Genomic DNA, 11,609 nt, shown 5'->3' with positions numbered 1-11,609 from the left:
GTGCCCATTCTACCGAACAGGCAAGCCCTTGGGGTGGTAGCCAGTTTGCGGGCTAGTGTTCTGATATCTTCGGCGGTAACACCTGTAATGCTGCTCACGTGCTCTGGGTTGAAGTCGGACGAGATAAGCTGTATTTCGGCGATCCCTTCAAGATGGCTTGATAGCCGGCCTGTCTCGATTAAATTCTCATTAAATAAAGTGTTAATAATTCCGAGTATCAGGAAGGCATCGGTACCGGGTTTGATGAATAAATGCTCGGTACTTGTTTTGACTGTTTCAGTCTTTCTTGGGTCAAGTAGAATCACCTCACCGCCACGCTTAATGATTTTCTTGAGCCTTGCTGAATAGTCAGGCGCGCTCATTAAACTACCATTTGATGCTGCCGGATTACTGCCGAGAAGAATAAACAAATCCATATGATCAATATCAGGCACTGGGAATAAATATTGATTCCCAAACAGTTCCAGATTTGCCTGCATATGCGGTAGCTGGTCATTGGAGGTGGCAGAAAATTTATTGCGGGTACGCAGTGCTTTCAGCAGCATTGGTGCAAATAGAATATTGCCGTGATGATGGGTGTTCGGATTACCAAGGTAGGCACCTACAGCATTTTTACCGTGCTGTTGTTGAATATCACCAATTTTGTTTGCAACTAAATCAAACGCTCTGTTCCAAGTGATGGGTTTCCAGCCATCTTTGGTTTTTAGCTGTGGAACTTTAAGCCGGTCCGGGTCTTCTTGTATATCTTTTAAGGCGAGCGCTTTCGGGCAAATATGGCCTTTGCTTAACGGGTCATCAGGATCGCCCTTTATAGAGATAATCTGTGCGTCTTCAACTTTGATCGCGACACCGCACATTGCTTCACAAAGGTTGCAGGTGCGGTAATGAGTAAAAGCGTCTGAGCTAGGCATAGATTTGATCCGTCATTGAATGGGTGCTAAGAGTGAATGTACACCACTATTGTTGTTATTGAACAGCTAGTCAGGATTATATGCCTGCCATAAACGAGAAGTCTAGACGATTAGAACTATTCATAGACTTACTGCTTTGTGAATCCCGCTTTGTTGCCTCCTTAATGATTTGGGCTTGGCTATTGTGCTAGGCTTTCGTCTGCACAATATATGAACTTCTCCATTTGAAGATGACCGCAGCAACTGTAGGGTAGGCTAGCAATGAATAAAACAATCGTAATAACCGGAGCCAGTGATGGTATTGGCAAGGCCTTGGCATGGGAGATGGCAAAGCGAGGTTATGATCTTGGTCTTAGCGCACGTAGAGAAACCCTGCTGCAATCATTAAAAGCCGAGATCCATAAAGCCTACCCTGAAGCAAGGATAGAAATAGCGCGGCTTGATGTCACTGATACTTCGCAGGTGGATGAGGTGATTAAGGGCTTTCAATCTTCTTTGGGGCGTTTAGATATGATCGTTGCTAATGCCGGGATTGCCCGCTCAGGCAAAGCCGAGATTGCCTCTTTAGATGACCAGCTCGCCGTAATCAATACTAATCTAAATGGTGCTATCGCTACCGTCAGGGCTGCGCTTAAAGCATTCCGGACCCAAGGTGGTGGGCATATTGTGGCAACCGCTTCCGTTGCGGGCTATCGAGGTTTACCAAGAAATGCTGCGTATTCTGCTTCAAAAGCGGGTTTGGCTACCTATATGGAGGCGGTTAGGCTGGAGACCTTAAATGACAATGTTGATGTGAGTGTCATTAACCCCGGTTTTATCGATACGGAAATTAACCGTAGTTTGCCCAGCAGGCCCTTTGTTATCAATGTAGAGCAGGGCGCTAAGCAGTTTGCCGATCTGGTTGAAAAGAAAGTTAAAGCTTCTACCCTTCCTCGAATGCCTTGGGCGATTGTTGCGCCTCTTATGCGTGTTTTACCGGATTCTCTGATTGCTAAAATGTAGTTTTGGTTACTAGTCACTTATGCGCTCGAAGGTCGCCGGGGTTGAACTGATCGGTGGGTGAATCTGGAGTGCGTGATGATCGTGAAATTGATTTATCTCATTGGCTGGTCGTGGCAGTGCCAGCCAGTCCTTCACCTTTGATGCTTCGATTAACAAAGGCATTCTATGGTGATAAATTCCACAATTAGGGTCGGCTTCGCATGTGAGGGTAACAAGCTGGAAGCCACCTGAGTTCAGTGGAAATAGTATTCCTGCCATAAACAGAACGTCGTCTATTGCCGGTGAAAAACGGTGTTTTATTTTGTGCCCGGGCTCTCCTGTCCATTCAAACCAGGCCGAGCAGGGTACTACGCAACGGTGTAGTGCATAAGCAGAACTAAAGGTCTTCTTGGTGGCGACGGTTTCTGCCTGAGCGTTGAATATGGTGTGATGTGCCCAGTGAGGGTTGATCCCCCAGAGAGCAGGCGTTTGCGATAGCTTCTCATGCTGATAGTGAAGGCAGGCGACCTCTTGTGAAGGGCGTTGGTCATGATTGTTTATGGCATGAAAAAGTATATGAAATGCTTCGAATACGCCTGTATCGACGATGGCTTTGTCTACTTCAAATCTTCCACACATGTAAAGGAGCCTCTGCCTGAAACTAAGCTTATTACCTTATTGGAATATTATCATAGGCTGTGATGAAAAATTAACGAAAAGTCAGAGGCAAATTACTGATTCCCTTGATTTAGATCTGACCTTCAGCATATTTTTTAAAAAATGCAAAAGCAGTGTCCGGCGCTTCTTTAATAAATACGCCAAGCGTGAAGCCGTCCGGAGCGATCGAGGTGTGTTTGATCTCGCCCAGTACTTTGAACTCCATTTTCTTGCCATTGTAGAAAGCGGCAATTTGAAGTAGCACCAAAGCATCTTTTCGGAAGTCTACGGGGCTTACCAGTGAGGTTCCACGTTCAGAGATGTCTTTCGTTTTACATTGAACGACTTGTTTCTTGCGGGTTGTAATTGTTGCACGCCAATGGGCTGAACGCCTTGTGTATTGACGGCGCTCGGCTCCGTCATTCAAAGCTTCCGCCGTAATTTCCTGAGTGTTTTCAAGAGCTTCTGTAATCTTCTTTTTATCGGGCACTATGTGAAACTTCCTGGTCAGAGTTGGCGAGGAGTTAACAACAATAGTCTAGAGCTGCGGAAGTATCAATGTCTTGATAGTAATTATATGTGTCTTTTGTTGGCTGCTTTGACGCAAAAGGCGGGCATAAAAAAGCGCCTACAATGAGGCGCTTTTTAGTTTGTTTAACTCGAGATTAGTCGCGAGTAAACTCTGGGTAAGCTTCCATACCACACTCAGAGATATCAACACCTTCGTACTCTTCTTCGTCAGTTACTCGGATGCCCATGATTGCTTTAAGAACGCCCCAAACAATCAAGCTACATACGAATACCCAAACAAAGATCGTTAGTGCACCAACCAGCTGGCCAGCGAATGTAGCGTCAGCGTCTGATAGAAGTACTGCGAAGATACCCCATAGACCTACTACACCGTGTACCGAGATTGCACCAACAGGATCGTCAAGCTTAAGCTTATCAAGTGTTACGATTGAGAATACTACGATAACACCACCGATCGCACCAATGATCGTTGCTAGTAGTGGAGAAGGATCAGCAGGCTCTGCAGTGATCGCAACCAAACCTGCTAGTGCGCCGTTCAATGCCATTGTAAGGTCAGCCTTACCGAATAGAATACGTGCAACGATCAATGCAGCGATCAAACCACCTGCCGCAGCAGCGTTAGTGTTCAAGAATACGCTTGCTACTTCGTTAGCTACTTCGATACCACCCAGTTTAAGAGTAGAACCACCGTTGAAACCGAACCAGCCCATCCACAGGATGAATGTACCTAGCGTTGCTAGAGGAAGGTTCGCACCTGGGATAGCGTTAACCTGACCGTTAGCACCGTACTTGCCTTTACGAGCACCTAGCATGATAACACCAGCCAATGCTGCTGCAGCACCTGCCATGTGAACGATACCTGAACCAGCGTAATCGCTATAGCTACTGAGGTCGTACATACCGAACACAGAGTTACCACCCCAAGTCCAGCCACCTTCCATTGGGTAGATGAAACCCGTCATAACAACTGCGAATGCTAGGAAAGCCCAAAGCTTCATACGCTCAGCAACCGCACCCGATACGATAGACATTGCCGTTGCAACGAATACGACCTGGAAGAAGAAGTCAGAAGCGCCTGAGTAAACAGAGTCACCGCCGAAGCCGTTTTCAGCAGAATCTGCTAGAGCTTGAGCAACGTCTATAGTTGCAACGCTGTCAGTACCTGATAGGAAGAAGCCGCCGCCATACATGAACTCGTAACCACAGATTAGGTACATGGTGCATGATACTGCAAACAGTGCAACGTTCTTGGTTAGGATCTCAGTGGTGTTCTTGGCGCGAACCAAGCCTGCTTCCAGCATGGCAAAACCTGCTGCCATCCACATAACTAATGCGCCGCACACCAAGAAATAAAAGGTGTCCATTGCATACTGCAATTCATAAATGTTGTTCATTACGTTTTCCATAAGGAAATCTCCGTACTGTATTCTAAAAAATTAGTTGCTTAGTGATGAATGAGATTTAAACCGCATCAGTGCCGGTTTCACCGGTACGGATTCGAATAACTTGCTCAAGCGGTGAAATGAAAATTTTACCGTCACCAATTTTGCCGGTATTAGCTGCTTTGCTGATAGCTTCAACAACTTGGTCAACCAAGTCGGAACCAATGGCAACTTCAACTTTAACCTTAGGAAGAAAGTCAACAACGTACTCAGCGCCACGGTATAATTCCGTGTGACCTTTCTGACGGCCGAAACCTTTAACTTCAGTTACGGTAATACCTTGTACGCCAATTTCAGACAATGACTCACGTACATCGTCCAGCTTAAATGGTTTGATTATGGCAGTTACGAGTTTCATGGATATCTCCTGTGCTGTCGCTGCAATATTTACTAGTTAAAAAAATGTGTTTTAGTTCTTGTTTGCTATTCAAAATGAAAAACGAATCTCTCATTCGGAATAACAAATCTGATCGGTATATAGCAGGGGGTGTGCCAGTTTGAAAAAAAGCTTATATAACAGTTACATAAGATTAAGTGTTATTGTTGAGTGGTGGTTTTGTTGTGGTCTTGTGGTGCGGGCTTGGATTTGGCGCACCATAATGACGCAATATCTGATGCGGGTTGGCGGCGAGCGCATCTCTTTGGTGATTTTTATAGGGGGAGGATCTGATTATTTGAAAATAGATCTGTCCTTTTTAGGGTTGTGGGTTTCGCTGGCAGGGCGTGTTAGAATAGCTCTTTTGTTTGATGTAGAAAGAATGTCCCAGGCATTCCAAGGAGCGTTTGTTGCTTAGCCCTCAAGAAGTACTTAACACCATCCACGAACAGGTTAGTCAGATATTACCTGACGCCGGAAAGTCGGCTCAAGAGGATCTGACTGCGCAACTGAAAATTCTTATTAATGGTGTCATTTCCAAGCTGGATTTAGTCACTCGTGAGGAGTTTGAGACTCAGCAATTGGTGCTGGAAACAACACGCGCCAAATTGGAACAACTAGAAAAAGATTTTGCTGAATTAGAGAAAAAGTCAGCTTGATTTAATGACGAACAGATGGAACTTGTTCGTTCTTGCACTGTACTTATGCAGTGCTTGCACTACTGAGGGGCATAATGCTGCTGATCTAAAATGGCGCAATAGTTAATACAAAGCGTATTAATGAGGCGCTTTCCGGTCTACCTGATACAGCTCCTTACCTTCTTAAACAGATATGAACTTAGCAAAGGAATGCGATGTCGTTATCTATTATCTATACCCGGGCTCAGCTCGGTGTCGATGCACCTTTGGTGACAGTCGAAACTCATCTCTCAAATGGTTTGCCATCCCTAGCGATTGTTGGGCTTCCAGAAATGGCTGTTCGAGAGAGCAAAGAAAGGGTACGCAGTGCCTTAATCAACTCTGGCTTCGAATTTCCGAATCGGCGTGTGACCATTAACTTGGCGCCTGCAGACTTGCCTAAACAAGGGGGACGATATGATCTGGCAATTGCTATTGGAGTCCTGGCTGCGACAGGTCAAATAGACTCGGAAAAGCTTGGTGAAAGTGAGTTTATTGGTGAGCTGGCCTTAACCGGAGACTTGCGCCCGGTTGCCGGTGTATTACCCACGGCTATTGCCAGCGTAAAAGACGGCCGATGTTTATTTATCCCATATGGTAACGCTGATGAAGGGAAAATGGCTGGCAGCGATACAATTTTCCCCGCACGCCATTTGAGCGAAATTTGCCAGCACCTTAAATCACCCGGTGTTTTGCAAGCCCTTTCTTATGAAGAAATGATTTTGGAAGACGAAAAGCAGCCGGATATGGCTGATATTAAGGGTCAGTTCCAAGCGAGACGTGCTTTGGAGTTGGCAGCAGCTGGACGCCATAACCTATTATTCTACGGCCCTCCAGGGACAGGCAAGAGCATGCTGTCCTCTCGCCTGCCAAGTATTCTGCCACGCTTAAGCAATGCTCAGGCAGTGGAGGTGGCCTCAATCTATTCGCTGGCGGGTATTCCCAGAAAACCGGGCTTGATGATGCAAGCGCCTTTTCGTTCTCCTCACCATACAGCTTCTTCCGTATCGCTCGTTGGTGGTGGCGCACAGCCAAAGCCTGGTGAAATATCCTTATCCCATTATGGTGTATTGTTTTTGGATGAGTTGCCAGAGTATGCACGCTCGGTGCTTGAAGTACTTCGGGAGCCGATTGAAAGTGGGGAGATCAGAATTTCCCGAGCCAGTGCGAGCCTGACATTTCCGGCAGACTTTCAGTTAATTGCAGCAATGAACCCATGCCCTTGTGGCTATAGCGGCCACCCTACAGTGAGTTGTACTGATACCCCCCAGCAGATAAGTAACTATCGGCGGAAGTTGTCGGGCCCCTTATTGGATCGCTTCGATTTGCATGTCGAAGTGGCGAGTCAACCTGCATCGGTTTTACTTGGCAAAGCTCAGGCTAGTGAGTCTTCGAATGAGGTACTGGCTCGCGTGAGCAAAGCCCGAGACGCGCAAATCACCAGGCAGGGCAAGCTTAATAGTGCGCTTGAGGGTGGGGAGATTGCAGAACATTGTGCCATGCAAGACGATATGCGCACTTTTCTGGAGTCCGCCATGGATAGGATGGCTTTGTCGGCAAGGGCGGCTCACCGGATTCTTAAAGTCGCGCGTACTTTGGCAGATTTACAGGAAAGTGAGAGTATTCAAATGCTTCATTTAAGTGAAGCTTTGGCTTACCGGGGTTTGGATAGAAAGTCTGGTAGCTGAGTGCTATGTAAAGAAAAGTCTTTAAAGCTTATGGCGTACAGCTGTGACTTCCATCGCTTTATGAAATTGGCTAAGATGATGGCCTAAACTTACGCATCATAAATAAATAGCCACTTTTGAATGCGTGGTGAAGTGAGCGAAACTGCTGAAGGGAAGTTGAGGAATAGCTAATGATAAAAGCTGCGTTTCTAGTTTATGACCGCGCACTCTTTTCAGGGATAACCAGGCCCTATGAAATTCTGAAGGCCGCTAATGCAATGGCGCGCATGGCGCGGGAATCCAGGCCGCTTGAGCTGCATATGGTTAAGCTCGAAGATAAACAGCCTCAGGTTGCTGGCGATATTCCTTTAAATATCGAAGAGCGTATTGAATCTCTTGGTCATATGGACTGGATCTTTATTCCACCAAATTGGAGAGATCCGGTACATTTATTGAAACGTTATCCCAAGTTGCCAGAGATGTTAAGGCAGCGCTATGAGGAAGGGACTAACTTTATTGCCACAGGGGCCGGTGCCTATTTCTTGGCAGAAGCAGGCCTTTTAGACAAGACCCCTGCTACGACTCACTGGTTCTTTTTTGATAAATTTGAAAAGCGTTACCCTCACGTTGAACTAAAACGCCAGCACTTCATTACTTATGGTAACCGAATTTATTGTGCTGGCAGTATCAACGCGCTGTCAGACTTGGTCTTTCACTTGATTGGCCAGGCCTTTGGTTTGGAAAAACGTCAGTTAGCGGAGCGCCATTTTGCCCATGAAGTAGGCAGCAGCTACGACTTGCCTATGTTTTCAGTCGGACGAGCCGCGCATGCAGATGAAGATATTATCGAGATTCAGGCGTGGTTAAAGTCCTCGTGTCATGAAGATATTGATATTCCCCAGATGGCCGAAAGAGCAGGCATGCCAGTACGAACGTTTACACGTCGTTTCAGGCAAGCATTAGGCATGACACCGAATCAGTACCTTCAGGACTTACGCATTGAAAATGGCCGTGACTTATTGAAATCAACCGATCTAAGCATTCAGGATGTGGCTGAAAACGTTGGCTATAAAGATACGGCTTACTTTTCTCGGGTGTTTAAAACCAAGGTAGGGCTGACGCCAAGTGATTATAAGAAAATGGTGCGTCCAAAACTCTTCCAGTTAGATTAAAGAGTAATAATTTGGGACAAAAAAAGAGGAGCCTGTTTAGGGCTCCTATAATAGGGGTTTCTTCAAGGAAGACAGAATCACGATCGCTTCTTCGTGATCTGTAATAACAGTATAAGACTAAAATTTCCGTAATGTGGTTAAAAAGTGAGCTATATTTGTAATGATTCGTTATAACATGCTATCGCATGCCAAGAATTACTTACATAGCAGTCCTTTCACAACATTTAGCCTTGCTGTCGTAAGTTCAGACAATGGAAATGTAACTTGGTTCAAAAAAATAATAATACTTGATGAATCTTTTCAGATTTACGTGGTCTATTAGCATTCATCCCCTTACAAAAGGAAGACTAAACCGAGATGTCTCAGGCACCCAAAAAAGTCCTTTTTCTGTGTACCGGTAACTCTTGTCGAAGCCAAATGGCCGAAGCCTGGGTAAATACGATCAGAAATAAAGAGTGGCAAGCATACTCTGCAGGCATAGAAACCCACGGTATGAACCCTAATGCTGTTTCAGTGATGGGGGAACTTGGGGTAGATATGAGCAAACATTATTCTAAGCATATTGAAGAGCTCGAAGCGCAACAGTTCGATTTGATCGTGACAGTTTGCGGTCATGCTGCTGAACATTGCCCAAACTTATCGGAGTTCAAAGAGATTAAGCATGTTCCTTTTGATGACCCGCCATCGTTAGCGAAACTAGCTGCTAATCAGGAAGATGAGTTGGAGAGTTATAGGCGTGTGCGAGATGAAATCAGGGCTTTTGTTGAGTCGTCTAGCTTTTCTAGCTAAAGCGGCTTGAGATACCTTGATCTTTGCTCCATGCAGTCCTATTATGCGCGCTTTTTAATCAATACTAAGCTTCTTTAATAAACTGCATTTGCACTGACGTAACAAGGCTCAACATAATGACCGAAGAACATCAGGATTCCGCACAGACGGACGAAACTGACTCAAAAGAGACGAATACCAAAGGTCCTAAAATTGAAGTGGCTAACCTCAAGAAAAGGCCGATTAGAAGCTTCGTTGTTCGCAGTGGAAGGATGACCGCAGGCCAGCAAAGAGGCTTTGAAGAGTGTTGGTCAACGATGGGCTTGGAGTTAGCGAAAGCGCCTTCTGATGTTCGTGAGAGTTTTCCTCTTGCGCAACCTTTAGTGGTAGAAATTGGTTTTGGCATGGGTGCATCACTAAGTGAAATGGCTCATCAGGCGCCTAATGAGAACTATTTGGGGATTGAAGTTCATCGTCCCGGAGTTGGTGCGCTCCTAAATCAGGCGGGTGATCTAGGCTTGGAAAACTTACGAGTATTCTGCGCCGACGCCAACGAAGTGCTGGCACGGAATATTGCTGATGATTCCGTTAGTCGCCTACAGCTTTTCTTTCCCGACCCATGGCATAAAGCACGCCATAATAAACGTCGCCTTGTACAGAGCGAGTTTGCTGAGCGAATCAGGTCAAAGCTTGAAATCGGAGGTGTCTTCCATATGGCAACAGACTGGGAGCCTTACGCAGAACATATGATGGAAGTGATGGAAGCCGCGCCAGGCTATGAAAACGTGGCCGGAGCCGGGCAATACTCTGAACGCCCTGAAAACCGCCCCTTAACTAAGTTTGAAAAGCGCGGTCAGCGTTTAGGGCATGGTGTTTGGGATTTGCTCTACCGACGTATTGCTTAAATACATAGAGTCTTCATAAGAAGCAATAATAGCTAAAACAAGGTTTGTATGTATGTCAGGGCACGATAACTCGAAAAGCACTGAAGGTGTTGTTGCTGAGATAGCGCCAAAAGAGTGCCGTGACCGTTTGAGAGCCGATATTGCCAACTGCGAGCTTCTGGGTGAAACCCAGGATGCCAAGAAAATATTGCTTTATCATCACCGCCAATCTTCGGTGCTAATGAATGAAATTGGCCGTTTGCGAGAAGAGTCCTTCCGCTTGGTGGGCGAAGGAACAGGGCGTGAACGTGATCTCGATGAGTACGATGCCCACTATATGCACATCGTCCTTTGGGATGAAGAGCAAGGTGAGGTGGTCGGCGCGTATCGCCTAAGAGGTACTGATCAGCTCGATGTACAGGAAGATTCTGATCGGCTGATTGTTAATTCTCCTCTTTATACTGCGAGCTTATTCGACTACTTACCAGCATCGCGTAGCATTCTAGAGCATGGGTTGGAGCTGGGCCGAAGTTTTGTTCAGCCACAATACTGGGGTTCCAAAAGCCTGGAATATTTGTGGTATGGCATCGCAGCCTTTCTTAGGCTACACCCTCAATACCGTTACTTGTTCGGCGCAGTAAGTATTAGCAATACCTTATCTGCACCAGCTAAAGACTTACTTATCTATTTCTATCAGCACTACTATGGAACTGAGACAAAGTATCTAGTCTGTCATCACCCATACCAGCTAAGTGAGGCTTCAAAAAAGCACCTAGATCAATTTTTTGAAGGTTTAGATCTAAAGGAAGGCTTCATTAAGCTCAAGAAACAGCTAAGGTATCTTGGCTTCGCTGTTCCTGTTTTATACAAACAGTATGCAGAATTGTCAGAACCAGGCGGGACGCGCTTTTTAGGCTTCAATATCGACTCGGACTTTAGTGATTGCGTTGACGGCTTTGTCGTGGTCGATATTGATCAAATGTCAGGACAAAAACGAAAACGCTATGGTTTGCTGACGCATCGGCTTGTTTCATCTTAGTATTATTGTTTGTTTGGGTCTCATTGCTCAGCACTTAAGACGCTCAACGAGCTTGCTTAGATAAGGACAAAACAGTCAGTTTGAGCAATAGTTCAATGCTCGCAACCACCTAAAGACCTTTTTAGGTCTCGATATATCTGGCTACAGACCTTTTAAGTATGCGGAGATCTTCATTGACTCTTCTACACTCATATTCTCGAAAGTCGTCATCTTACTAGCATCACTTCCCACCCTAACTTTATGAGATACCTGCCAAGCACTTAGTTTAGTGCCCTTATTAGGCGGAACAGCCCTTAGAAATTTTCCTAAGCCTGTTGAGTTATGACACTCAGAGCAATGGTGTTCGAATAGGTCTTTTCCTGACGCTAGGTCTGGGTGGTTGTGCTGGTCATTGCCACACCCAACTAAGAAGATACATAACAAGGTGATTGTATAAACGATAGGCATATTTAATATCCTTTCATGTTCTAAACCGGACAATTAACGTATTGAATTAGCAAATAA

Annotated in this window: 14 protein-coding genes; 8 read left to right on the top strand and 6 right to left on the bottom strand. The window is 45.6% G+C overall.

Annotation, left to right across the window (positions count from 1 at the left end; translation table 11 throughout):
* On the bottom strand, positions 1 to 911 hold a 911-nt coding region (locus A3757_RS13760), incomplete at its 3' end, for a molybdopterin-dependent oxidoreductase (protein WP_156506321.1).
* Between the two features lie 261 nt (positions 912 to 1,172).
* Here A3757_RS13760 and A3757_RS13755 point away from each other — a divergent pair.
* Positions 1,173 to 1,913 (top strand): SDR family NAD(P)-dependent oxidoreductase, encoded by a 741-nt coding sequence (locus tag A3757_RS13755; protein WP_068552962.1) that lies wholly within the window; start codon positions 1,173 to 1,175, stop codon positions 1,911 to 1,913.
* Positions 1,914 to 1,922: 9 nt separating this feature from the next.
* Here A3757_RS13755 and A3757_RS13750 read toward each other — a convergent pair whose 3' ends face one another.
* From A3757_RS13750 to glnK, 4 genes are all read right to left on the bottom strand, one after another.
* Entirely contained in the window at positions 1,923 to 2,531 is a 609-nt protein-coding gene (locus A3757_RS13750) for an SOS response-associated peptidase (RefSeq protein ID WP_068509266.1), read from the bottom strand.
* Positions 2,532 to 2,640: 109 nt separating this feature from the next.
* Positions 2,641 to 3,039 carry a PilZ domain-containing protein gene (locus tag A3757_RS13745; protein ID WP_068509265.1) on the bottom strand — a complete coding sequence of 133 codons (399 nt, stop codon included), beginning with the start codon at positions 3,037 to 3,039 and terminating at the stop codon, positions 2,641 to 2,643.
* A 175-nt stretch (positions 3,040 to 3,214) separates the two neighbouring features.
* Entirely contained in the window at positions 3,215 to 4,474 is a 1,260-nt protein-coding gene (locus A3757_RS13740) for an ammonium transporter (protein ID WP_231872228.1), read from the bottom strand.
* Between the two features lie 67 nt (positions 4,475 to 4,541).
* On the bottom strand, positions 4,542 to 4,880 hold the full coding sequence (gene glnK, locus A3757_RS13735; protein ID WP_068507212.1) for a P-II family nitrogen regulator: 339 nt from the start codon (positions 4,878 to 4,880) through the stop codon (positions 4,542 to 4,544).
* Between the two features lie 139 nt (positions 4,881 to 5,019).
* Between glnK and A3757_RS13730 the strand changes: the two genes are divergently transcribed.
* The 7 genes from A3757_RS13730 (at position 5,020) to A3757_RS13700 (ending at position 11,105) form a co-directional block, all read left to right on the top strand.
* The gene (locus tag A3757_RS13730; protein WP_156490560.1) at positions 5,020 to 5,316 is read left to right on the top strand and encodes a hypothetical protein; all 297 of its coding nucleotides are present in this window, start codon (positions 5,020 to 5,022) and stop codon (positions 5,314 to 5,316) included.
* The gene (locus tag A3757_RS13725) at positions 5,309 to 5,557 is read left to right on the top strand and encodes an accessory factor UbiK family protein (RefSeq protein WP_068509259.1); all 249 of its coding nucleotides are present in this window, start codon (positions 5,309 to 5,311) and stop codon (positions 5,555 to 5,557) included. The genes A3757_RS13730 and A3757_RS13725 overlap by 8 nt, the downstream gene beginning before the upstream one ends.
* Positions 5,558 to 5,751: 194 nt before the next feature.
* Positions 5,752 to 7,263 carry a YifB family Mg chelatase-like AAA ATPase gene (locus A3757_RS13720; RefSeq protein WP_068509257.1) on the top strand — a complete coding sequence of 504 codons (1,512 nt, stop codon included), beginning with the start codon at positions 5,752 to 5,754 and terminating at the stop codon, positions 7,261 to 7,263.
* A gap of 170 nt (positions 7,264 to 7,433) precedes the next feature.
* Positions 7,434 to 8,414 carry a GlxA family transcriptional regulator gene (locus A3757_RS13715; RefSeq protein ID WP_068509256.1) on the top strand — a complete coding sequence of 327 codons (981 nt, stop codon included), beginning with the start codon at positions 7,434 to 7,436 and terminating at the stop codon, positions 8,412 to 8,414.
* 357 nt (positions 8,415 to 8,771) lie between these two features.
* A complete protein-coding gene (locus tag A3757_RS13710; protein WP_068509254.1) occupies positions 8,772 to 9,203 on the top strand; it encodes an arsenate reductase ArsC in 432 nt (143 codons plus the stop codon).
* Between the two features lie 116 nt (positions 9,204 to 9,319).
* Positions 9,320 to 10,087 carry a tRNA (guanosine(46)-N7)-methyltransferase TrmB gene (trmB, locus tag A3757_RS13705; RefSeq protein WP_082865329.1) on the top strand — a complete coding sequence of 256 codons (768 nt, stop codon included), beginning with the start codon at positions 9,320 to 9,322 and terminating at the stop codon, positions 10,085 to 10,087.
* A gap of 52 nt (positions 10,088 to 10,139) precedes the next feature.
* A complete protein-coding gene (locus A3757_RS13700) occupies positions 10,140 to 11,105 on the top strand; it encodes a GNAT family N-acetyltransferase (RefSeq protein WP_068554061.1) in 966 nt (321 codons plus the stop codon).
* Positions 11,106 to 11,246: 141 nt separating this feature from the next.
* Here the strand turns inward: A3757_RS13700 and A3757_RS13695 are convergent, their stop codons facing one another.
* Positions 11,247 to 11,552, bottom strand: coding sequence for a cytochrome c (locus tag A3757_RS13695; protein ID WP_068509251.1), 306 nt, complete (start codon positions 11,550 to 11,552; stop codon positions 11,247 to 11,249).
* Between the last annotated feature and the right edge of the window lie 57 nt (positions 11,553 to 11,609).

It is taken from the genome of Oleiphilus sp. HI0117 (assembly GCF_001635235.1).
Note: the sequence above shows the minus strand (reverse complement) of the source record. Positions and strands in the feature narration are given on the sequence as shown.

What these genes read in the sequence shown, in the direction of transcription:
- A3757_RS13755 (WP_068552962.1), top strand. Translation starts at nt 1,173, where the DNA reads ATGAATAAAACAATCGTAATAACCGGAGCCAGTGATGGTATTGGCAAG.
- A3757_RS13750 (WP_068509266.1), bottom strand. Translation starts at nt 2,531, where the DNA reads ATGTGTGGAAGATTTGAAGTAGACAAAGCCATCGTCGATACAGGCGTA.
- A3757_RS13740 (WP_231872228.1), bottom strand. Translation starts at nt 4,474, where the DNA reads ATGAACAACATTTATGAATTGCAGTATGCAATGGACACCTTTTATTTC.
- glnK (WP_068507212.1), bottom strand. Translation starts at nt 4,880, where the DNA reads ATGAAACTCGTAACTGCCATAATCAAACCATTTAAGCTGGACGATGTA.
- A3757_RS13720 (WP_068509257.1), top strand. Translation starts at nt 5,752, where the DNA reads ATGTCGTTATCTATTATCTATACCCGGGCTCAGCTCGGTGTCGATGCA.
- A3757_RS13715 (WP_068509256.1), top strand. Translation starts at nt 7,434, where the DNA reads ATGATAAAAGCTGCGTTTCTAGTTTATGACCGCGCACTCTTTTCAGGG.
- A3757_RS13710 (WP_068509254.1), top strand. Translation starts at nt 8,772, where the DNA reads ATGTCTCAGGCACCCAAAAAAGTCCTTTTTCTGTGTACCGGTAACTCT.
- trmB (WP_082865329.1), top strand. Translation starts at nt 9,320, where the DNA reads ATGACCGAAGAACATCAGGATTCCGCACAGACGGACGAAACTGACTCA.
- A3757_RS13700 (WP_068554061.1), top strand. Translation starts at nt 10,140, where the DNA reads ATGTCAGGGCACGATAACTCGAAAAGCACTGAAGGTGTTGTTGCTGAG.
- A3757_RS13695 (WP_068509251.1), bottom strand. Translation starts at nt 11,552, where the DNA reads ATGCCTATCGTTTATACAATCACCTTGTTATGTATCTTCTTAGTTGGG.